The organism is Streptomyces sp. CA-249302 (genome assembly GCF_050936785.1).
Taxonomy (GTDB): Bacteria; Actinomycetota; Actinomycetes; order Streptomycetales; family Streptomycetaceae; genus Streptomyces.
Genome location: NZ_JBNJMG010000001.1, coordinates 6,028,357 through 6,050,000 on the forward strand (window position 1 = coordinate 6,028,357; position 21,644 = coordinate 6,050,000).

The 21,644-nt window shown below is 71.6% G+C and carries 19 protein-coding genes and 2 pseudogenes (1 of these 21 running past the window's edge); 13 read left to right on the forward strand and 8 right to left on the reverse strand.

The window, feature by feature from the left end; all coding sequences use genetic code 11:
- Positions 1-141 precede the first annotated feature (141 nt).
- Positions 142-969, forward strand: coding sequence for a hypothetical protein (locus ACQEWB_RS27200; RefSeq protein ID WP_432835379.1), 828 nt, complete (start codon positions 142-144; stop codon positions 967-969).
- A gap of 11 nt (positions 970-980) precedes the next feature.
- Here the strand turns inward: ACQEWB_RS27200 and ACQEWB_RS27205 are convergent, their stop codons facing one another.
- From ACQEWB_RS27205 to radA, 3 genes are all read right to left on the reverse strand, one after another.
- On the reverse strand, positions 981-1,319 hold the full coding sequence (locus ACQEWB_RS27205) for a hypothetical protein (RefSeq protein ID WP_432835381.1): 339 nt from the start codon (positions 1,317-1,319) through the stop codon (positions 981-983).
- A gap of 127 nt (positions 1,320-1,446) precedes the next feature.
- On the reverse strand, positions 1,447-2,571 hold the full coding sequence (disA, locus tag ACQEWB_RS27210; RefSeq protein WP_432835383.1) for a DNA integrity scanning diadenylate cyclase DisA: 1,125 nt from the start codon (positions 2,569-2,571) through the stop codon (positions 1,447-1,449).
- Positions 2,572-2,652: 81 nt separating this feature from the next.
- Positions 2,653-4,062 carry a DNA repair protein RadA gene (gene radA, locus ACQEWB_RS27215; RefSeq protein WP_432835385.1) on the reverse strand — a complete coding sequence of 470 codons (1,410 nt, stop codon included), beginning with the start codon at positions 4,060-4,062 and terminating at the stop codon, positions 2,653-2,655.
- A 217-nt stretch (positions 4,063-4,279) separates the two neighbouring features.
- Here radA and ACQEWB_RS27220 point away from each other — a divergent pair.
- Positions 4,280-5,991 (forward strand): annotated as a pseudogene (locus ACQEWB_RS27220) (BACON domain-containing protein).
- Between the two features lie 27 nt (positions 5,992-6,018).
- On the opposite strand, the gene ACQEWB_RS27225 reads toward ACQEWB_RS27220, so the two are convergent.
- Positions 6,019-6,897: a hypothetical protein gene (locus ACQEWB_RS27225; protein WP_432835387.1), complete on the reverse strand. Its 879-nt coding sequence runs from the start codon at positions 6,895-6,897 to the stop codon at positions 6,019-6,021.
- A 71-nt stretch (positions 6,898-6,968) separates the two neighbouring features.
- Here ACQEWB_RS27225 and ACQEWB_RS27230 point away from each other — a divergent pair.
- From ACQEWB_RS27230 to ilvD, 4 genes and pseudogenes are all read left to right on the forward strand, one after another.
- Positions 6,969-7,900 (forward strand): annotated as a pseudogene (locus tag ACQEWB_RS27230) (Ppx/GppA family phosphatase).
- A gap of 125 nt (positions 7,901-8,025) precedes the next feature.
- Positions 8,026-8,850: a sugar phosphate isomerase/epimerase family protein gene (locus ACQEWB_RS27235; protein ID WP_432835389.1), complete on the forward strand. Its 825-nt coding sequence runs from the start codon at positions 8,026-8,028 to the stop codon at positions 8,848-8,850.
- Positions 8,847-9,452, forward strand: coding sequence for a TetR family transcriptional regulator (locus ACQEWB_RS27240; RefSeq protein WP_432835391.1), 606 nt, complete (start codon positions 8,847-8,849; stop codon positions 9,450-9,452). The genes ACQEWB_RS27235 and ACQEWB_RS27240 overlap by 4 nt, the downstream gene beginning before the upstream one ends.
- Before the next feature lie 145 nt (positions 9,453-9,597).
- A complete protein-coding gene (ilvD, locus tag ACQEWB_RS27245; protein ID WP_432835393.1) occupies positions 9,598-11,451 on the forward strand; it encodes a dihydroxy-acid dehydratase in 1,854 nt (617 codons plus the stop codon).
- A 77-nt stretch (positions 11,452-11,528) separates the two neighbouring features.
- Here ilvD and ACQEWB_RS27250 read toward each other — a convergent pair whose 3' ends face one another.
- Positions 11,529-13,643: a serine/threonine-protein kinase gene (locus ACQEWB_RS27250; RefSeq protein WP_432835395.1), complete on the reverse strand. Its 2,115-nt coding sequence runs from the start codon at positions 13,641-13,643 to the stop codon at positions 11,529-11,531.
- Positions 13,644-13,825: 182 nt separating this feature from the next.
- Here ACQEWB_RS27250 and ACQEWB_RS27255 point away from each other — a divergent pair, with 182 nt between their 5' ends.
- The 3 genes from ACQEWB_RS27255 (at position 13,826) to ACQEWB_RS27265 (ending at position 15,616) form a co-directional block, all read left to right on the forward strand.
- Positions 13,826-14,152 carry an SH3 domain-containing protein gene (locus tag ACQEWB_RS27255; RefSeq protein WP_432835397.1) on the forward strand — a complete coding sequence of 109 codons (327 nt, stop codon included), beginning with the start codon at positions 13,826-13,828 and terminating at the stop codon, positions 14,150-14,152.
- Positions 14,153-14,203: 51 nt separating this feature from the next.
- Positions 14,204-14,707, forward strand: a complete 504-nt coding sequence (locus ACQEWB_RS27260) for an EamA/RhaT family transporter (RefSeq protein WP_432835399.1) — start codon at positions 14,204-14,206, stop codon at positions 14,705-14,707.
- Between the two features lie 135 nt (positions 14,708-14,842).
- A complete protein-coding gene (locus tag ACQEWB_RS27265) occupies positions 14,843-15,616 on the forward strand; it encodes a class I SAM-dependent methyltransferase (protein WP_432835401.1) in 774 nt (257 codons plus the stop codon).
- 9 nt (positions 15,617-15,625) lie between these two features.
- On the opposite strand, the gene ACQEWB_RS27270 is transcribed toward ACQEWB_RS27265, so the two are convergent.
- Complete coding sequence (locus ACQEWB_RS27270; protein ID WP_432844041.1) at positions 15,626-17,059, reverse strand: SulP family inorganic anion transporter; 1,434 nt, start codon at positions 17,057-17,059, stop codon at positions 15,626-15,628.
- A gap of 291 nt (positions 17,060-17,350) precedes the next feature.
- Here ACQEWB_RS27270 and ACQEWB_RS27275 point away from each other — a divergent pair, with 291 nt between their 5' ends.
- From ACQEWB_RS27275 to proC, 3 genes are all read left to right on the forward strand, one after another.
- A complete protein-coding gene (locus tag ACQEWB_RS27275; RefSeq protein ID WP_432835403.1) occupies positions 17,351-18,172 on the forward strand; it encodes an ABC transporter ATP-binding protein in 822 nt (273 codons plus the stop codon).
- Positions 18,169-18,960, forward strand: coding sequence for an ABC transporter permease (locus ACQEWB_RS27280; RefSeq protein ID WP_432835405.1), 792 nt, complete (start codon positions 18,169-18,171; stop codon positions 18,958-18,960). Before ACQEWB_RS27275 ends, ACQEWB_RS27280 begins: the two co-directional genes overlap by 4 nt.
- Before the next feature lie 61 nt (positions 18,961-19,021).
- Positions 19,022-19,834 carry a pyrroline-5-carboxylate reductase gene (gene proC / locus ACQEWB_RS27285; RefSeq protein WP_432835407.1) on the forward strand — a complete coding sequence of 271 codons (813 nt, stop codon included), beginning with the start codon at positions 19,022-19,024 and terminating at the stop codon, positions 19,832-19,834.
- A gap of 22 nt (positions 19,835-19,856) precedes the next feature.
- On the opposite strand, the gene ACQEWB_RS27290 is transcribed toward proC, so the two are convergent.
- Positions 19,857-20,441, reverse strand: coding sequence for a cysteine hydrolase family protein (locus ACQEWB_RS27290; protein ID WP_432835409.1), 585 nt, complete (start codon positions 20,439-20,441; stop codon positions 19,857-19,859).
- A 75-nt stretch (positions 20,442-20,516) separates the two neighbouring features.
- Here ACQEWB_RS27290 and ACQEWB_RS27295 point away from each other — a divergent pair, with 75 nt between their 5' ends.
- Positions 20,517-21,536, forward strand: a complete 1,020-nt coding sequence (locus ACQEWB_RS27295; RefSeq protein ID WP_432835411.1) for a GlxA family transcriptional regulator — start codon at positions 20,517-20,519, stop codon at positions 21,534-21,536.
- Here ACQEWB_RS27295 and trpS read toward each other — a convergent pair.
- Positions 21,464-21,644, reverse strand: the end of a protein-coding gene (gene trpS, locus ACQEWB_RS27300) for a tryptophan--tRNA ligase (RefSeq protein WP_432835413.1). 857 nt of this gene lie beyond the right edge of the window; 181 of the gene's 1,038 nt are visible here — the last part of the coding sequence; its start codon lies beyond the right edge, outside the window — the gene reads right to left on this strand; its stop codon occupies positions 21,464-21,466. The two genes, ACQEWB_RS27295 and trpS, sit on opposite strands and share 73 nt — an antisense overlap.

The following is a 21,644-nucleotide window of genomic DNA, read 5'->3' on the forward strand; positions in this document are numbered from 1 at the left end:
GTGCGTGGGACGGCCCGACCTGCTCCCGTGCGTTCGCGGCTGCGGGTGCGGGGAACCAACCGGGATGATGATCCGGAAAAGTTGATGTGCCGGCGGCGGGTGGGGCAAGCGAAGTCGCCGATCTCTCGTACAGTTTGCGCCGTGGGATCTCTGCGCAATCCTGTCGGGCCGCTTCCCTCCTCCATCTACTGGCGCCGGAGGGTCGTACTGCTGTCTGTCCTGGGCGTGTTGGCGCTGCTGATCGTCTGGATCGTCGCCACCGGTAGTGGGGGCGGGAAGAAGGACGACGGGGCCAACGGCAAGACTCCCGCGCCCACCATCACTGCGGGGCCGTCGAGTTCGGGGCCCGCGATCAGTCAGGCGCCGGGTGGGCGTGACGAGTCGAGCAGTGGGGGCTCTGGCTCGGGTGGGGCGTCCAGCGGGTCGGATTCCGCGGGTGGTTCGGGGTCGTCGGGCGCGTCCGGTTCCGGTGGGTCGGAGGGTGCCGGTTCGGGTGGGGCTGCTGCTGGTGGTTCGGGGAGTGGGGTCGGGCAGAACGACACGATTCCTGCGGGGTCCGAGTTGCCCAACTGTGCTGCGGGTGCTGTGAAGTTGACGGTACGGAGTCTGCACAACTCCTACGGGCCCGAGGACACGCCTACGTTGCTGGTGACTGCGGCCAACTCGTCCGCGAGTGACTGCAAGGTCGATCTCGGGCCGAAGAGTGCGGTGTTGACGATCTCGCAGTCGGACAGCAGTGACGACGTCTACTGGTCCTCCGCCGACTGTCCCAAGACCGCGGGGAGTTTGTTGTTCCGGGCGCCTGCCGGGAGCAGCATCACCTACACCGTGAAGTGGGATCGCAAGCCGAGTGCGGCGCAGTGCGCCACGCCGCCGGCCGGGTCGGCCGGGGCGGGCACCTATCTGGTGGAGCTGGCGGCGAGTGGGTTCGCCAAGGCGCAGACGTCCTTCGTGCTTGACGACGACTGAGGACGGTCGGGTCAATTGAGGGCGGCGGGGGCCGGGGTGCCGTAGAAGGTGATGGGCGGCCAGCCGCGGGTGGCCAGGAACTCGTTGAGGGCGTTCGCCACGTCGATGGGGTCGACCTTGCTGCCCGCGACGCTGGTTTCGCAGGTCAGGCGGAACGTGAGGTTCACGTGCCCGGCGCCCTCGCTGTAGACGGGGTCGGGGAGGGTGGAGCCTCCGCTGAACTCGGTGTTCGCGGGGAAGTCGGTGGTTGCCGTGTCGCTGTCGGCCGCCGCCTGCGCGGAGGTGCCGGCGCCCAGGAGTGCGCCTGCCGCCGTCGTTCCGGAGTAGCCGAGCAGCGAGCGTCTGGACATGCTGGTCAAGGTGCCCCCTCGGGTGTGGCCATGCCGGGTCGGTCCCGGGGCCGCGTTCGAGCGTATGTGCGGGTTTGGGGCGGGTGGGGCTGAACGGGGGCGTCCGTAAGTGGAGGGCGGTCAGTGGTTATACGTAGCGTTCCAGGATGGAGCTTTCCGCCAGGCGGGAGAGGCCCTCTCGCACGCTTCGGGCTCTGGCCTCGCCCACTCCGTCGACCGTTTGGAGGTCGTCGACGCTGGCCGCGAGGAGTTTCTGGAGGCCGCCGAAGTGTTCCACCAGGCGGTCGATGATGGCGCCGGGGAGGCGGGGGACCTTGGCCAGCAGGCGGAAGCCTCGCGGGGAGACCGCCGAGTCCAGGGCCTCGGGGGAGCCCGTGTAGCCCAATGCGCGGGCCACCGTGGGGAGTTCGAGGAGCTCCGCGTGGGTGAGGGCGTCGAGTTCCGAGAGGGCCTCGTCGACCGTGCGGGAGCGCTTGGCGGTGGGCTCGGGGACGTAGTCGCGGACCACCAGTTCGCGCTCGGGCTCCACGCCTGCGATCAGCTCGTCCAGCTGGAGGGCCAGCAGGCGGCCGTCCGTGCCCAGTTCTACGACGTATTCGGCGATCTCTGTCGCGATGCGGCGGACCATTTCCAGGCGTTGGGCTACGGCTGAGACGTCTCGGACCGTTACGAGGTCTTCGATTTCCAGGGCCGAGAGAGTGCCGGCCACCTCGTCCAGGCGGAGCTTGTAGCGCTCCAGGGTGGCGAGGGCCTGGTTGGCCCGGGAGAGGATCGCGGCCGAGTCCTCCAGGACGCGGCGCTGGCCGTCCACGTACAGGGCGATCAGGCGCATGGACTGGGAGACGGAGACCACCGGGAAGCCGACCTGTTTCGAGATGCGGTCCGCCGTGCGGTGGCGGGTGCCCGTCTCCTCGGTGGGGATCGTGGCGTCGGGGACGAACTGGACGCCCGCGCGGAGGATCTTCGAGAGGTCGGAGGAGACCACGATGCCGCCGTCGAGCTTGCACAGCTCGCGCAGGCGGGTCGCCGTGAACTCCACATCCAGGACGAAACCGCCCGTGGACATGGCCTCGACCGTTCTGTCGAAGCCGAGCACGACTAGTCCGCCGGTGTTGCCGCGGAGTACCCGTTCCAGCCCGTCACGCATCGCCGTGCCGGGAGCCACGGCGCTCAGCGAGGCGCGCATCAGGCCATCGGCACCGGAACTCCCGCCGGACTTTCCGGGAGCTGCCGCCCGGTCGTTGGCTGCCACTGCACTCCTCCGGTCGCAGGTTCTGGGACGCCCCCGTGTCGCGGTTTTTCTTCGCACGGACGGGCGAGACCAGGGCAAAGTCTACCGGCGGTCCTCCGCGTCCTGTGGGGCGTCTCGGCGACGGGAGCGAGGAAGGACTCTCAGGGCGTCCCCTATGTCGGCGACTTCCAGCACCTTCATGCCGGGAGGGATCTTGCCGGGATCGCCCGGTACAAGCGCGTGCGTGAAGCCCAGACGGTGTGCTTCGGAGAGTCTGCGCTGCACGCCCGTGACCCGTCTGACCTCGCCCGCGAGGCCCACTTCGCCGATCGCGACCAGGTTCTTGGGGAGGGGAGTGTCGCTCGCCGCGGAGGCCAGGGCCAGGGCGATCGCGAGGTCCGCGGCCGGCTCGGAGAGCTTCACTCCGCCGACTGTGGCGGAGTAGATGTCGCGCTTTCCGAGGGCGCTGATCCGGCCACGCTGCTCCAGGACCGCGAGCATCATCGAGACGCGGGAGGTCTCCAGGCCGGAGGTGGTGCGGCGGGGGGAGGGGATCTGGGAGTCGACGGTGAGCGCCTGGACTTCGGCGACCAGCGGGCGGCGGCCCTCCAGGGTGACCGTCAGACAGGTGCCGGGGACCGGTTCGTCACGTCGTGTCAGGAAAAGTCCGCTCGGGTCGGCGAGGCCCGTGATGCCCTCGTCGTGCAGTTCGAAGCAGCCGACCTCGTCCGTGGTGCCGTAGCGGTTCTTGACGCCGCGGACCAGGCGCAGGCGCGCGTGGCGGTCGCCCTCGAAGTTCAGGACGACGTCCACGAGGTGTTCCAGGAGGCGCGGGCCGGCGATCGCGCCGTCCTTGGTGACATGGCCCACCAGGAGGGTGGACATGCCGCGGTCCTTGGAGGCGCGGATGAGCGCGCCGGCCACCTCGCGGACCTGCGCCATGCCGCCGGGGGCGCCGTCGATCTCCGGGGAGGCCACGGTCTGTACGGAGTCCAGGATGAGCAGCGACGGCTTCACGGCGTCCAAGTGGCCCAGGACCGCGGACAGATCGGTCTCGGCCGCGAGGTAGAGGTGGTCGTCGAGGGCCTTGATGCGGTCGGCGCGGAGGCGGACCTGGCTGGCCGACTCCTCACCGGTGACGTAGAGGGTGCGGTGCTCGTCGCTCGCCGACTTCGCGGCCACGTCCAGCAGGAGGGTCGACTTGCCGACGCCGGGCTCGCCCGCCAGCAGTACGACCGCGCCGGGGACCAGGCCGCCGCCGAGCACGCGGTCCAGCTCGGGGACGCCGGTGGAGCGGGCGGTGGCCTGGCGGCCGTCCACCTGGCCGATGGGCAGCGCGGAGGTGGTGACGCGGCCCGGTGTCGTGGTGCGGACCGCGGGCGCGCCGTACTCCTCGATCGTGCCCCAGGCCTGGCACTCGGGGCAGCGGCCGAGCCACTTGGCCGTCTGCCAGCCGCACTCCGTGCAGCGGTAGGAGGGACGGTCCTTGGTGGTCTTGGTGCGGGCAGCCATGTCGAGAACGGTAACCGGGGGCACTGACATCGCGGGTACGGACGGGTGGGGGTGCGCGTCCCCGGAGACCGTCACCGGTGCTAACAGGCCACTCACGCCCTGAACCAGCCACGGAATGAAGGGTTCCTGTCCCCTTATGAGGGATCGTTTCACCCGTACGGAGTAAATGTGCTCAAGGGGGCAGAAGGGCCTGCTCCCGGGCGCCTACGGTCCACGGATGATGAGCAGCAGTCCGGAGACCTCGACCCGCACCACCGGCGCACACCGGGCGCGCCGGGAGGCGCGCGACCGTGCCGCGGGGCGCACGTTGGCGCAGCGGCCGCCCGCGCGCTACGAGCCGTATCTGGACGGGCTGTTCACCTACTGCCTGTCCGTGCTGTGCGACCACGACTCGGCCACCGAGGCGCTCGGCGACGTCCTCGTGCTCGCCGAGAAGCGCGGTGGCCCGGAGGCGTCCGGCGACCGGCGGGCCTGGCTGTACGCGCTGGCCCGCTGGGCCTGTCTGCGCAAGCTCGCCGAGGCCAAGCAGAAACGTCAGGCCACGCACGCGGCGGGCAGACACGGGCCCGCCGCCCGGCCCGCCGCCCCGCCGGTCTCGGACGAGGTCCAGGAGGAGCGCCGGCGCGAACTCGCCCTGCTCGCCTGGCCGGAGGCCGCCGGCACCACCCCGGAGCAGCGCGAGGCGCTGGAGCTGGCCGTACGGCATCATCTCGCCGCCCACGAGGTCGCCGCCGTCCTCGGCATGGACCTCGCGGGCGCGCGCGAGCTGCTCGCCTCCGCCGCCTGCGAGGTCGAGCGCACCCGGGCCGCGCTTGCCGTCGTGGAGACCGGCGGCTGCCCGAGCGTCGCGCGGCTCACCGGCGACAACCAGCTGGTGCTCGGCGCGGCCCTGCGCAAGGAGCTTGTCCGGCATGTCGACGACTGCCCGCAGTGCCGCCGCAGCGCCGAGCGCGCGATCCCCGGCCGCTGGCCCGGCGCGCTGGTCACCCCGGCCGAGCTGTCCGTCCTGGAGGCGCCCCGCGCGGCCCTGCACGTCGCCATGGCGCATCACCCACGCGCGCGTGGAGCGGCGGCGCCGAGGTTCGACCGGCGCGGATTTCCGATGGACCCCAAGGACCGTGCGGCGCGGCGCGATCGCCTACGCGCGCGTGCCGTCACGACCACCGTCGTGGCGACCGTGGTGGCGGCTCCGGTACTCGCGCTCTGGGCCGCCTACCGGGGCGCGCCCGCCGGTGAGGGACCCGACGGGCGTTCCGCCACCGCCAGCGAGGCGCACGGGCCCGGCAGCCTCGACGGCGAGGCGGCGGGCGGCAGCTACGAGAACGCCGGGAACGCCAGCACCAGGCCCGGCGGCCGCTTCGGCAAGGGCGACAAGCCCGACGTCTCCGTGGAGGTCATCAGCGTCACCGGCCTCGGCTGGAAGGGCGCCGGACACCTCGACGTGTCGGCCGGCAACAGCGGCGACACCACGCTGATCACCCTCACCGCGACCGGCTCCGAGCCCGTGCGCTGGTCCGCGACCACCGGCGACTCCTGGCTCTACCTGAGCCAGTCCTCGGGAACCCTCGCGCCGGGCAGGTCGTTCACGATCAAGGTGTACGTCGACCATCTGCGCGAGCCCTCCGGCCACTGGCACGCGAAGGTGGCGATCTCACCGTCCGGCGCCGTCGTCTCCATCGACGGCTACGGCACCGCGCCCAGCCCCTCCGACCCCCGGACCCCGGCCCGCACCCGACCCGCCCCGGCGGCCCGCCGTCGTCCGGCCCCGATCCGACGCCCACGACCTCGGCGCCCTCGGACCCGACCCCGAGCGACCCGCCCTCGTCGTCCGACCCGAGCCCGACGCCGACCGATCCCGCACCGTCCGACCCGGGGAGCTCGCCGCCGCCGTCCGGCGACAGCGGCGACCCGAGCCCGTCGGCCACGTAGCCGCAGGCGCCGTAGACCCTGATGACCTCAGTCGACCGGGTCCGCCGGATGCGGGGCCAGCAGGGGCAGCTGCGAGGCCAGGCGCTGCTCGCACAGCTCCACGAGACGGTCGTAGCCCGCCTTGCCCATCAGCTCGGTCAGCTCCGGCCGGTAGGACACGTACACGGGGTCGCCCGCGCCGTGCGCCGAGGTCGCCGACGTGCACCACCAGTGCAGGTCGTGGCCGCCCGGACCCCAGCCCCGGCGGTCGTACTCACCGATCGAGACCTGGAGCACGCGGGTGTCGTCGGGGCGGTCGATCCAGTCGTACGTGCGACGGACCGGGAGCTGCCAGCACACGTCGGGCTTGGTCTCCAGGGGCTCGCGGCCCTCCTTGACGGCCAGGATGTGCAGCGAGCAGCCCGCGCCGCCCGCGAAGCCGGGCCGGTTCTGGAAGATGCACGAGCCCTTGTACGGGCGGGTCTGGCGGTCGCCGTCCTCGTCCTCCGAGACCCAGCCGTGCTCCATGCCCTCGTCGTGGTGCTGCCAGATCTCCGGCGTGAGCCTCGCCACAAACCCGGCGACCCGCTTCTCGTCGTCCTCGTCCGAGAAGTGCGCGCCAAGGGTGCAGCACCCGTCGTCCGCGCGGCCCGCCTGGATGCCCTGGCAGCCGCTGCCGAAGATGCAGTTCCAGCGGGAGGTCAGCCATGTCAGATCGCACCGGAAGACCTGCTCGTCGTCCGCCGGATCCGGGAACTCCACCCATGCGCGCGCGAAGTCGAGGCCCTTCTCGTCCGCTTCCCGGGCCTTCTTCGACAGCTTCGCCGGCTTCTCCGCCGTCACCTGCGCGGAGTCCTTCGCGGAACCCTTGGCGGACTTGGCTCGCCCTGCCGACTTGTCGGTCTTCGCCGTTTTCGTCTTTGGCACAGGACCAGCGTAAGGCTCCGGGAGCCCCATCGAATACGGAGGACCGCCCAGGTGGCAGTAGCGTTCCGTACATGAGACTCGGTGTCCTCGACGTTGGATCGAACACGGTGCATCTGCTGGTGGTGGATGCGCACCCCGGCGCGCGCCCGCTGCCCGCGCACTCGCACAAGGCGGAGTTGCGCCTTGCCCAACTCCTCGACGAGGACGGGGCGGTCGGCCCCGAAGGGGTCCAGAAACTCATCGACGTGGTCCAGGAGTGCCTCCAGGCCGCCGAGGACAAGGGCGTCGAGGACTTCCTCCCCTTCGCGACCTCCGCCGTGCGCGAGGCCAGCAACGCCGACGACGTCCTCGCGCGCGTGCAGGCCGAGACCGGCGTCGAGCTCCAGGTCCTCACCGGCGCGGAGGAGGCCCGGCTCACCTTCCTCGCGGCCCGCCGCTGGTTCGGCTGGTCCGCGGGCAAGCTGCTCGTCCTGGACATCGGCGGCGGCTCCCTGGAGATCGCCTACGGCATCGACGAGGAACCCGACGCCGCGGTGTCGCTGCCGCTGGGCGCCGGCCGCCTAACGGCGGGCTGGCTCCCCGGCGACCCCCGGCCCCGGAGTCGATAAGGGCCCTGCGCCGCCACGTCCGCGCCCAGATCGCCCGCACGGTGGGCGAGTTCACGCGCTTCGGCGCCCCCGACCATGTGGTGGCCACGTCCAAGACCTTCAAGCAGCTGGCCCGTATCGCCGGGGCGGCTCGCTCGACGGAGGGCCTGTACGTCCAGCGCGAACTGAAGCGCGAGTCCCTGGAGGCGTGGGTCCCGCAGCTGGCCGGCATGTCGGCGGCGCAGCGGGCCGAGTTGCCGGGTGTCTCCGAGGGCCGCTCCGGTCAGCTCCTCGCGGGCGCCCTGGTGGCAGAGGGCGCGATGGACCTGTTCGGCGTGGAGAGCCTGGAGGTCTGCCCGTGGGCGCTCAGGGAGGGCGTAATCCTGCGTCGCCTTGACCACATGGGCTCGGTGTAGCGCCCCTTAAGGGGCGCGGGGAACTGCGCGAGCAACCACAAATCACCCGCACCCGCCCGTGGCGAACCCCACAACGGCGAATAGGCGCACCCCACCCCACCCACCGCACCCCGTAACCTGTCGGCATGGCGGAGCCCCCCGTGTGCATCCCGGATGCGAAGGTCGCGCTGTCCACGGCCTCCGTGTACCCGGAGTCCACGGCGACGGCCTTCGAGATCGCCGCGCGCCTCGGGTACGACGGTGTCGAGGTCATGGTGTGGACCGACCCGGTCAGCCAGGACATCGAGGCGCTGCGCAGACTGAGCGACTACCACCAGATCCCGATCCTGGCCGTCCACGCCCCCTGTCTGCTCATCACCCAGCGCGTGTGGTCCACCGACCCCTGGGTCAAGCTCCAGCGCGCCCAGGCCGCGGCCGAGAAGCTGGGGGCGACCACGGTGGTCGTACACCCCCCGTTCCGCTGGCAGCGCCAGTACGCCCGTGACTTCGTGACCGGGATCTGGCGGATGGCGAACGAGACGGACGTGCGGTTCGCCGTCGAGAACATGTACCCGTGGCGCTACCGGGACCGCGAGATGCTCGCGTACGCCCCCGACTGGGACGTGACGAAGGAGGACTACCGTCACTTCACGATCGACCTCAGCCACGCCTCGACGGCCCGCTCGGACGCGATGCACATGGTCGACCGCATGGCCGACCGGCTCGGCCACGTCCACCTCGCGGACGGCAAGGGCTCGGCGAAGGACGAGCACCTCGTCCCGGGCCGCGGCAGCCAGCCCTGCGCCGAGCTGCTGGAACGTCTCGCCCTGACCGGTTTCGACGGCCATGTCGTCATCGAGGTCAACACCCGGCGCGCGATGTCCGGCGCCGAACGAGAGGCCGATCTGGCGGAGGCGCTGGCCTTCACCCGGCTCCACCTCGCCTCCGCCGCGAAGGTGCCCCGGCCGTGACCGACACCGCCGCCCGGCGCCGCGGCCGCCGTACCCGGGTCGAGTCCGCGGACACCCGGGACCGGATCCTGAGCGTGGCCCGCGAGGAGTTCTCCGAACGCGGGTACGAGAAGACGTCCGTGCGGGGGATCGCGAAGGCGGCCGGTGTGGACTCCGCGCTGGTGCACCACTACTTCGGCACCAAGGAGCAGGTCTTCGAGGCGGCCATCGAGGTCGCCTTCGCGCCCGCGCTGAGCGCGCCGGAGGCGCTGGCCGAGGGCCCGCTGGACGGCGTCGGCGAGCGGCTGACCCGCTTCATCTTCGGCGTCTGGGAGAACCCCACGACCCGTACGCCCCTGCTGGCGATCGTGCGCTCCGCCGTCAACAACGAGGCCGCGGCCGCCGTCTTCCGCCGCCTGGTCGCCTCCCAGCTGCTGCGCCGGGTCGCCGCGCAGCTCGACCAGCCGGACGCCGAGCTGCGGGCCGAGCTGGCGGCGGCGCAGCTGGTGGGGTGCGCGATGCTGCGGTACGTGATCAAGATCGAGCCGCTGGCGTCGGCCGACGTGGAGCAGGTGATCGCGCGGGTGGCGCCGGTGGTGCAGGGGCATCTGACCGGGCCGTGAGCCCCGGATTCGCGAGACGATCGTCCCGCATTCCGGACAGTCCGTCCCGACCCCTGGATGACGGGCGTACGCTCGTTACCAGTCAGAAGTCTCTTACGACCGTCTCTGAAGTCTCTGACGACCGTCTCTGAAGGAGCGAGCGACGATGCCCGAGCTGAGGTCCCGCACAGTCACCCACGGCCGCAACATGGCGGGCGCCCGCGCCCTTATGCGAGCCTCCGGTGTACCCGGCGCGGACATCGGCCGAAAGCCGATCATCGCGGTCGCCAACTCCTTCACGGAGTTCGTGCCGGGCCACACCCACCTCCAGCCGGTCGGCCGGATCGTCTCCGAGGCGATCGTCGAGGCCGGCGGCATCCCGCGCGAGTTCAACACGATCGCCGTGGACGACGGCATCGCGATGGGCCACGGCGGAATGCTCTACTCCCTCCCCTCCCGCGACCTCATCGCGGACTCCGTCGAATACATGGTCGAGGCGCACTGCGCCGACGCCCTGATCTGCATCTCCAACTGCGACAAGATCACGCCGGGCATGCTGAACGCGGCTCTGCGGCTCAACATCCCCACGGTCTTCGTCTCCGGTGGCCCGATGGAGTCCGGCCGCGCGACCCTCGTCGACGGCACGGTCCGTACGCTCGACCTGGTCGACGCGATCTCCGACGCCGTGAACGACAAGATCTCGGACGAGGACATCCTCCGTATCGAGGAGAACGCCTGTCCGACCTGCGGCTCCTGCTCCGGCATGTTCACGGCCAACTCGATGAACTGCCTGACCGAGGCCATCGGCCTCTCCCTCCCCGGCAACGGCTCGGTCCTGGCCACCCACACGGCTCGGCGGGGGCTGTACGAGGCCGCCGCCCGGACGGTCATGGACATCACCCGGCGCTACTACGAGCAGGACGACGAGACGGTCCTGCCGCGCAACGTCGCCACCTTCGCCGCCTTCGAGAACGCGATGGCGCTCGACATCGCCATGGGCGGCTCGACCAACACGATCCTGCACCTGCTGGCGGCGGCCCAGGAGGCGGGCGTCCCGTTCGGCCTGGACGAGATCAACGCGGTCTCGCGCCGGGTGCCGTGCCTGGCGAAGGTCGCTCCGAACGTCGCCAAGAACCGCACGTACTACATGGAGGACGTGCACCGCGCCGGCGGCATCCCCGCCCTCCTCGGCGAGCTGCACCGCGCGGGCCTGCTGAACGAGGACGTGCACTCGGTGCACAGCCCGTCCCTGGCCGACTGGCTGAAGACGTGGGACGTGCGCGGCGGCTCCCCGTCGCCGGAGGCGGTGGAGCTGTGGCACGCGGCCCCGGGCTGCGTCCGCTCCGCCGAGGCCTTCTCCCAGTCCGAGCGCTGGGAGGCGCTGGACGAGGACGCGGCCGAGGGCTGCATCCGCTCCGCCGAGCACGCGTACTCGAAGGACGGCGGCCTGGCGGTGCTGAAGGGCAACCTGGCCGTCGACGGCTGCGTCGTGAAGACGGCCGGCGTCGACGAGTCGATCTGGACCTTCGAGGGTCCGGCGGTCGTCTGCGAGTCGCAGGAGGAGGCCGTCGAGAAGATCCTCAACAAGCAGGTCACGGACGGCGACGTGGTCGTGATCCGCTACGAGGGTCCCAAGGGCGGCCCGGGCATGCAGGAGATGCTCTACCCGACGTCCTTCCTGAAGGGCCGTGGCCTCGGCAAGACCTGCGCGCTGATCACCGACGGCCGCTTCTCCGGCGGCACCTCGGGTCTGTCGATCGGCCACGCGTCGCCCGAGGCGGCGTCCGGCGGCACGATCGCCCTCGTCGAGGACGGAGACCGCATCCGCATCGACATCCCGAACCGCACGATCGAGCTGCTGGTCGACGACGCGGAACTGGCGCGCCGCGAGGCCGCGCTGGGCGGCGTGTACGCGCCGAAGTCGCGCGAGCGGAAGGTGTCGGCGGCGCTGCGCGCGTACGCGGCGATGGCGACGAGCGCGGACAAGGGCGCGGTGCGGGACGTGTCGAAGCTGGGCTGACGCAGCCGGGAGTCTTCTGGGGCCGTCCCTTCGGGGACGGCCCCTTTGCCGTACTCGTACTCGCTTACGGCTCCTGGCTACCAGTCGGCCGGCTTGCGGGCGTCCACGGCGAAGACGGTGCCGTCGGGGGCGGTGGCGTAGATGTGGGTGTCGGCGAGGACGGGTTGGGGGAGGGCGGCGGTCACGGTCTGGCCGGTGTCCGTGCCGAGGCGCGCCGGGGTCTGGCCGGCGAGGGTGCCCTTGCGGGCGTCCACCGCGAGCAGTCGCCCGTCGGGGGCGCTGAAGTACACGTGACCGTCGTCGACGACCGGCGCCGAGCCCCGGCTCACCGAGGTCTCGAGGTTCCACAGCTGCTTGCCCGAGGTGGTGTCGACGGCCTCCAGGGAGCCGCCGGCGGCGAGCAGATAGACGACGTCGCCGTGCACGGTGGCGTGGGCGCTCGGACGGCGGACGGGCAGGGTCACCCGGTGCGTCGACCTGGACCGGGGGTCGTAGCGGACCACTGCCTGGGTGTCCCCGTAGACCGGGTCGTCCGCCAGGAAGAAGACCGAGCCGCCGGCGGTTCCGACCGCCTGAAGCGAGCCGTCCAGCCGTACGTCCCACCGCACGTCGCCCGTCACCGGGTCCACGGCGATGACGCGCGTCCTCGCGCCGTCGGAGGAGACGCTCGTCAGGTAGGCCAGGGGGTCGCCGGTGAAGGAGTGGAAGGTCGGCGGGCCGGCTCCCGGCATCGACCGGGACCACAACGCGCCGCCGGACGCGCTGTCGATGCCGGTGACCGTGCCGTCCGCGTGGGTCAGCAGGAGCACGCTCCCGACCCGCTGCACCGACTCGTAGGCCAGCCCGTTCCGGGTCCAACGGACCTTGCCCGAGGCGGGGTCGAGCGCCTCCAGACGCCGGCCGTGGTCGGCGAGGGGCTGCACCAACCCGCCCGACACGACCGGCGGAGCGCTGTACTGCGTCGTACCGACCGAGTGCCGCCACAGCAACTCGCCGTCGGTCGGATCGAGGGCGAACACCGCTCCGGGCCGGGTGCAGAGCAGCTTCCCGGCGCCGTACGAGCACCGCGCCTGTCCCTTGCTGTCGGACACCGGCTTCGCCGTCCACGCGTGGAACGCCGTGGGGGAGGTGGGGGACGCCGAACCCTTCGCGGGACCGGGCTCGCCGCCGAGTAGTTGCACCGAGGCGAGCACACCGCCCGCCACGAGGACGAGGGCCGCCCCGGCGAGGAGCAGCGCCCTGGCGCGCGGGCGCCGCCGCTTGGGCGGCTGCTCCGGCTCCTCGGCCTCCTCGACACGGGGTTCGGGAACCGGTGGCACATCGCCCGTCCGCTGCGCCGGTATGAACGCCTGGGTGTCGTACGAGGCCGAGACCGAGCGCAGTTCCCGCATCAGCTCGTCGGGAGTGGGCCGGTCCTCGGGCTCCTTGGCGAGGCAGCGCAGCACCAGCGGAGCGAGGTCTTCCGGTACGCCGGTCAGGTCCGGCTCGTCGTGGACGACCTGGTAGGCGACCACGTACGGGCTGTCGGAGTCGAACGGGCCCCGGCCCGTCGACGCGTGCACCAGTACGGAGCCCAGGGCGAAGACGTCGGCGGCGGGGCCGACCTCCCGGGGCCGGCGGAACTGCTCGGGCGCCATGAAGGGCGGGGTCCCGATCAACTTGCCGGTCTCGGTGCGCAGTTCGCTGTCCTTTGGCCGAGAAATGCCGAAGTCGATGACCTTCGGGCCGTCCTCGGCGAGCAGCACGTTGCTCGGCTTCAGATCGCGGTGCACGACGCCGACGCGATGGATGTCCCGCATCGCCTCGGCCAGTCCGGCCATCAGCCTGCGCAGCTGGGCCGGGGGCATCGGCCCGTTCCGCTTCACGTGGTCGGAGAGGGTCGGGCCGGGGATGAACAGGGTGGCCATCCAGGGCCGTTCGGCCTCGGGGTCGGCATCGACGACGGACGCGGTGAAAGCGCCGCTGACCCGCCGCGCGGCCGCGACCTCCTGCCGGAAACGCCCTCTGAACTCGGGGTCCTTGGCGAATTCGGCGTGTACGACCTTCACCGCGAGCTTCATCCCGGAGGTGCTCCGGGCCAGATGTACGACGCCCATGCCGCCGGAGCCCAGGCAGGACTCCAGGCGGTAGTGACCGGCGTACTCGGGAAGTTCCGCTTCCGCGCCAGCTCCGCTGTTGTGCTGTGGCGCCATGGAACCACCCCCGTGCTGTTCGTCCGCGCGCGCGACGCACGGAGCCTAGTCGATTACTCGTACGAGACCGAGGCGGCTTGCTAGCGTTCGCGTGCGAGTTGCGTACATGTGTTTCATGGCGTGTTTTAGGGGAATCAACGGGACCCCATGGGATTCATGGGGCTCAACGGGGGAGGTTTTTCATGTCTGTTGACCAGGTCGACGAGGCCGGAAGCGACGAGGGCGAGACCGTCGCGACGGCGGCCGTCGCGGCGGAGGCGCTGCACTACTACCCGGTAGCACCGGGTGTCCGTCTCAACGTCCGCCGCGGCCCCGGCACCCAGTACGGCATCGTCCGCGTCCTGCCCGAGGGCGCGAAGGTGCCGATCTTCTGCCAGACCCCGGGCACGACGGTCTCCGGTCCCTACGGCACGTCGAACATCTGGGACAACATCGACGACGGCGAGTTCGTCTCGGACGCCTATGTCCTCACGGGCAGCGACGGGTACGTGGCCTCGCGCTGTTCCTGACCGAGTGACCCGGCAAGGAGCCCGCCTCCGCCCCGGAGCCATAATCGTCCCGTGAGCGACGAAAACGGCACCCCGGCACCCCCGGCGGGCTCCACCGGCCCCCGCCCAGAACCGATCCGCTTCTTCGGCACCACCTGGGTGGACCACGACAACGGCTACACCCCCCGCCGTATCGGCGCAGCCGCCGGGTCCCTCGCCGCCGCGATCGCCTCCTGCCTCGTCCTCCGCTTCGCCTACGAGGGCCTCCAGATCGCCGACACCGGCGCCTTCGTCAACATCCTCGTCGTCGCCATGTTCGCGATCTGCAGCGCGCTCGCCTTCCGCAACACCTGGGACTCCTTCGCCAAGCGCCCCGACCCCGACCGCCAGGCCTCCCTCCGCGGCCTCCTGGCCATCGGCTTCGTCGGCTCCCTCCTCGCCTACTTCTTCCGCTCCCTCACCGAGGCCCCTGGCGAGAAACTCCACCGCGAGGAGTACGAGACGGCCGCGCAGCAGTACGAGAAGCGCACCACCCGCCGCACCGGCAACCCGTCGAAGAAGCGCCGCCGCTCCTAGGCCGTGTCCGACCCAGGGCCTGTCCGGCAATTCCCGTCTGCCCGGATGCAGATCAGCCCTAGGGCCGCTCCAGTCCCCGCCCCCTCTCACCAAAAACTCACTGCCCCCTGCACCCAACTGCGCCACCATGGCCGTATGACGGCCCCCTCCGGCACCACCCGCGCCCACTCCTTCAATGCCGCCGCGGCCCAGTACGCCGCCAACCGCCCCTCCTACCCGCCCGCCCTCTTCGACGCGATCGAGGAGCTCGCCGGTCGCCCCCTCGCCGGTGCCCGGGTCGCGGACGTGGGTGCCGGTACCGGGATAGCCACCGCGCTGCTGCACGGCCGCGGTGCCGAGGTGGTCGCGGTGGAGCCCGGTGACGGAATGGCCGCCGAGTTCCGCCGCACCCTCCCCGACGTCCCGATCGTCCGCGGCGACGGCAACTCCCTCCCCCTCGCCGACGCCTCCGTCGACTTCGTCACCTACGCCCAGGCGTGGCACTGGACCGAGCCGGCCCGCGCGGTGCCCGAGGCTCGGCGCGTGCTGCGCCCGGGCGGGGCGCTGGCCCTGTGGTGGAACATGGACCCGGCCGACGTCCCGTGGATCACCGAGCAGGCCGACCGCATCCGCGCCCACTTCCGCGGCGAGCACAACAACAAGCAGGGCGCCTCCGAGCTGCGGAGCGCGCTCGCCTTCAAGGGCGTCCCGGATGTCCCCGCCCACTCCCATCGCATCGTCCGCTGGAGCCGCGAGGTCCCCGTCGACACCCACCTCGCCAACGTCGGCAGCCACTCGATCTTCCTGGTCCAGGACGAGGAGAGGACGGACGCCTTCCTCGCCGAGGAACGCGAACGCCTGCTGCAGACCTTCCCCGACGGCACCGTCGAGGAGGTCTACGACGTCCTCGTGATCGTCGCCACCCCGTGACGCCGGGGTCTACGACGACCTCGTGATCGTCGCCGCTCCATACCGCCCGTGCGCGGCCGCCCACCCTTCCAAGGCCGCCGCGCACGCATGGTCCACATGCCGCAGCCCGTCCAGCTCCAGCCGCACCGCCCGGTCGCGCGGCAGCGCCTCCAACGCGTCCAGCAGCTTCGGCAGCCGCAGGAACGTCGCATGGCCCAGGACGCGGACGACGATCCCCGCCTCCCCGCGGTCCTCCGTCTCGACGTGCACATGGCTGGCCTCCCACGCCGTCTTGGCCACGGCCAACGCCAACCCCACCAGCACCCCCTCCAGCAGATTGCCGACGACGATCGCCCCCGCGGTCACCGCGAGAACGACCACCTCACCCCGATGTCCGCGCCACAGCCCGCGCACCTCCCGCACCGGCACGAGCTTGCAGCCGGCGTGCACCAGCAGCCCGGCCAGCGCCGCCACCGGAATCACCCCGAGCACCCCGGGCACGACGGCCGTGAAGAGCAGCAGCCACACCCCGTGCAGCACCCGGGAGGCCTTCGTACGCGCCCCCGCCTGCACGTTCGCCGCACTGCGCACGATCACCGCCGTCATCGGCAGCGCACCCAGCACCCCGCACACCGCGTTCCCCGCGCCCTGCGCCATCAACTCCCGGTCGTAGTCCGTCCGCGACCCCCGGTGCAGCCGGTCCACCGCAGCCGCGCTGAACAAGGACTCCGCCGACGCGATCAACGCGAACGCCACGACGGTCCCGATCACCCCCACTTCCGTCAACCGCCCGAAGTCCGCCGCCCCCGGGACCCGTACCGCATCGAACAACCCGCGCACCTCGACCCGTCGCACCCCCAGGTCGAACAGCCCGGTCACCGCCGACACCACAGCCACCGCCACCAGCGGCGCAGGCACCACCCGTGCCCCCCTGCGCCAACGCGGCCACAGCAGCAATACGGCAATAGTGGCAGCACCCACTGACAACGCCGTCGGATCAGCCCGCCCCGGCAGCGACACCAGCCCGGCGAGCTTCCCGAGCCCGCTCGCCGGCGCGCTGGCGTCGCCCAGCGCGTACACCTGACCGGCGACCAGCACCAGCCCGATCCCGGCGAGCATCCCCTGCACCACGGCCGCGGACACGGCCCGGAACCACCGCCCGAGCCGCAGTGCCCCGAGCCCGAGCTGCACCAGACCGGCCCCGAACACCAGCACCCCGAGCGCCTCGACGCCGTACGAGTCCACGGCCTCGTAGACGAGCACGGTCAGGCCCGCCGCCGGCCCGCTCACCTGGAGGCTGCTGCCGGGCAGCGCCCCGGCGACCAGCCCGCCGACGATCCCGGTGACCAGTCCCAGTTCGGCCGGCACTCCGGAGGCGATGGCGACGCCGACGCACAGCGGCAGCGCGACGAGGAACACGACGAGAGAAGCGGACAGATCGGCCTTGCGTACGTCAGTGCGCATGCGCATGACGGGAGCACCTCCTGTGAGCAGCTGACCAGCGGGAGATGCGTGGGCGCCGCACCGGGGGAGGGCACGGCGAACGGACGTGCTCGGCATATGACCGGCATATGACCTCGCACTGAAATCCATTGTCGGGAAAGGGAGTTGATCGCGCACCAGGTTCGTGTTTCGCCGAGATGACGGCGGAGGCGTACGAACCGGACCACCTCCCTCCGTTCACGCCGACACGCGCCTGCGCCGTCCAGCACAACCCGCTTGACACGGCCTGTCGGGAAGAGGAATGTTCAGCACATGATGAATATAAACCGGGACGCCGCCGCGCCACCCGACCCCGACCCGGAGCGGACCCTCGCCGCCCCCGCCGTCCGCGCCGAGGCCCTCACGGTCGTCCGCGGCCCCCGCACCGTCCTGCGCGGCCTCGACTTCACCGTCCCGCGCGGTCAGATCACCGGCCTGCTCGGCCCCTCCGGCTGCGGCAAGTCGACCCTCATGCGCTCGATCGTCGGCACCCAGGCCAAGGTCACCGGCACCCTTGAGGTCCTCGGCAGCCCCGCCGGCCACCCCACCCTGCGCACCTGCATCGGCTACGTCACCCAGGCCCCCTCCGTCTACGACGACCTGACCATCCGCCAGAACCTCGACTACTTCACCGCGGTCCTCGCCCCCGGCCGCACCGGCGCCGAGCGCCGCCAGGACGTCGACCGCGTCCTCACCGACGTCGACCTCACCTCGCACGCCGACTCCCTCGCCGGCAACCTCTCCGGCGGCCAGCGCAGCCGCGTCTCCCTGGCGGTGGCCCTGCTCGGCACGCCCGAACTCCTGGTCCTCGACGAGCCGACGGTCGGTCTCGACCCCGTCCTCCGCCGCGAGCTGTGGAACCTCTTCCACGACATCGCCGCCACCCGCGGCGCCACCCTCCTCATCTCCTCCCACGTCATGGACGAGGCCGAGCGCTGCCACCGCCTCCTCCTCATGCGCCAGGGCGAGATCCTCGCCGACGACACCCCGGACGCCCTGCGCACCAGCACCGGCTCCGACACCGTCGAGGCGGCCTTCCTGCACCTGGTCGACCAGGCCACCGCGGCCGCCCGCGAGAAGGAGACGACCCGATGACCACGACGACCATCTCCGGTACGACGAGCAAGCCCGCGCCCACCAGCGCGCTCAACCTCTCCCGCACCACCGCCACCGCCGCCCGGGTCCTGCGCCAGCTCCGCCACGACCCGCGCACCATCGCGCTGCTGATCCTGGTCCCCTGCCTGCTGCTGGTCCTGCTGCGCTACGTCTTCGACGGCAGCCCGCACACCTTCGACAACATCGGCGCCTCGCTCCTCGGGCTCTTCCCCCTGATCACGATGTTCCTGGTGACCTCCATCGCCACCCTGCGCGAACGCACCTCCGGCACCCTCGAACGCCTCCTCGCCATGCCCCTCGGCAAGGGCGACCTGATCGCCGGCTACGCCCTCGCCTTCGGCTTCCTCGCGATCATCCAGTCCGCCCTCGCCACCGGCCTCGCGCTCTGGGTCCTCGGCCTCGACGTCATCGGCAGCCCCTGGCTGCTGCTCCTGGTCGCCCTCCTCGACGCCCTGCTCGGCACCGCCCTCGGCCTCTTCGTCTCCGCCTTCGCGGCCTCCGAGTTCCAGGCCGTCCAGTTCATGCCGGCCGTGATCTTCCCCCAGATCCTCCTCTGCGGCCTGTTCACACCCCGCGACAACATGCACCCCGTCCTGGAGGCCATCTCCGACGTCCTGCCCATGTCCTACGCCGTCGACGGCATGAACGAGGTCCTCAAACACACCGACATGACCGCCACCTTCGTCCGGGACGTGCTCATCGTCGCGGGCTGCGCCCTGCTGGTCCTCTGCCTGGGCGCGGCCACCCTCAGGAGGCGCACGGCGTGACGGCGTTCCGCCAGCCGGACAGCCACCCCCGGTCGTCCACCGCCGGTGCGAGGATGGGCCCATGACCCAGAAAGTCGCAGTCCTCGGCACCGGCAAGATCGGCGAAGCCCTGCTCAGCGGGATGATCCGGGGCGGCTGGGCCCCGGCCGACCTCCTGGTCACCGCCCGGCGCCCCGAGCGAGCCGAAGAACTCCGCAACCGCTACGGAGTCACCCCGGTCACCAACCCGGAAGCCGCCAAGACCGCCGACACCCTGATCCTCACGGTCAAGCCGCAGGACATGGGCACCCTCCTCACCGAACTCGCCCCGCACGTCCCCGCCGACCGCCTGGTCATCAGCGGCGCCGCGGGCATCCCCACCTCCTTCTTCGAGGAGCGCCTCGCCGAAGGCACCCCGGTCGTCCGCGTCATGACGAACACCCCGGCCCTCGTCGACGAGGCCATGTCCGTCATCTCCGCCGGCACCCACGCCACCGCCGACCACCTCGCCCACGCCGAGGAGATCTTCGGCGCCGTCGGCAAGACGCTCCGCGTCCCCGAGTCCCAGCAGGACGCCTGCACGGCACTGTCCGGCTCGGGTCCGGCGTACTTCTTCTATCTCGTCGAGGCCATGACGGACGCCGGCATCCTCCTCGGCCTGCCCCGCGACAAGGCCCACGACCTGATCGTCCAGTCCGCGATCGGCGCCGCCACCATGCTCCGCGACAGCGGCGAACACCCGGTCAAGCTCCGCGAGAACGTCACCTCCCCCGCGGGCACGACCATCAACGCCATCCGCGAACTCGAGAACCACGGCGTACGAGCCGCCCTCATCGCCGCCCTCGAAGCCGCCCGCGACCGCAGCCGCGCACTCGCCTCCGGCAACAAGGACTGACCCACACCCGCCCCGGGGGCGGTCACCCCGCCGCGTCCACCACCTCCCGCGTGGTCACCACCCGCGCGAACCCGCCCCCGTGCAGCGACACCGCCGAGGCCTGCCCGACCTCGTCCGCACTCCGCCGCCAGCCGAACGGTCCCGCCAGATCGAAGGTGTACGTCGCGTCGTACGCCACCACCACGTCGTACCCGAGATTCCCGCCCATCCGGGCCGTCGTCTCCACGCACATGTTGGTCTGGATCCCCGCCAGCACGAACTGCGAGATCCCGGCCTCCGTCAGCCAGGCCCCCAGATCCGGCGACCCGAGGAAGGCCGAGTTCACGGTCTTCGTGAGGAACAGCTCCGGCCCGGCACCCTTCCCCCTCCTCTCCTGTACGTAGTCCTTCAGGTCGTTCCCCTCGTACCCCGGCCGCAGCGGCGACTCCGGTTTCGTCGAGTCATGCCGCACGAAGACGACCGGCCGCCCCGTCGCCTGCCATACGTCGATGAGCTCGGCGATGTTGTCGTCGGCCCCGGGGTTGTTCCGCGGCCCCCAGAACTCGGCCTCCTCGAAGCCCTTCTGCACGTCCACGACCACCAGCGCTGCGTTCTCTGCGATGTCCATGCCCCCAATCCTGGAGGCGCGTCCACCCCGGCCCCAGAGGCACAGAAGCCATCGATCGATGGTTTACTGCCAGTCGTGGCAACTCCGGCAAGCCCCTACCGCATCGCCCTCCTCGCCTTCCCCGGCATCCGCGCCTTCGACGTCTCCGTCATCACGGAGGTCTGGGGCAGCGACCGCACCGACCGCGGCGCCCCCGCCTTCGACCTCCGCCGCGTCGCCACCGACACCACCACCCCCGTCCCCATGCGCGGCGGCATGGCCCTCCTCCCCGACCGCACCCTCACCTGGCTGGCCCGAGCCGACCTGGTCGTGGTCCCCGGCCTCGACGACCACCTCACCCCCGCACCCACCCCCGTCCTCGACGCCCTCCGCCGCGCCCACGCCCGCGGCACCACCATCGCCGCCCTCTGCGGCGGCGCCTTCACCCTCGCCCAGGCCGGCCTCCTCGACGGCCGCCGCGCCATCACCCACTGGAACCTGATCAGCCTCTTCCGCGCACACCACCCCCAGGTCACCGTCGTCCCCGACGCCCTCTTCATCGAGGACGACAACATCTGGACCGCCGCCGGCACCGCAGCCGGCATCGACCTCTGCCTCCACCTCGTCCGCCGGTCCCACGGAGCCGAAGCCGCCGCCACCATCGCCCGCTCGATGGTCACCGCCCCCTTCCGCACCGGCACGCAGGCACAGTTCATCGAGCACCCCACCCCGCGCGCCGACCGCGACGCCGACACCCTCGCCGCCGTACGCGAACACGCCCTGCGCCACCTGCACGAACCGCTCACCGTCGCCGGCCTGGCAGCCCACGCCGGCATGTCCGCCCGCAGCTTCGCCCGCCACTTCACGGCGGAGACCGGCACGACCCCGCTCCGCTGGCTCCTCGACCAGCGCGTCGTCGCCGCCCAGAAACTCCTCGAACGCACCGACCTGCCCATGCCGGAGGTGGCCCGACGCGCCGGCTTCGGCAGCGAGGTCACGATGCGCCAGCACTTCGCATCGCGCCTCGCCACCAGCCCACGCGCCTACCGAGCGGCGTTCAGCACCACACCCGCGCCCGTATCAAAAGCAGCCGACAGCAGCCCGATTGCGCGATAAGCGGCATCCACGGTCGGCCGGGCCATCGCCCGAGCCCTCTCCGCACCATCCCGCAGCACCCCCTCCACATAGCCCGGATCGGCACACAGCGCACTGTGCCTCTCCTGT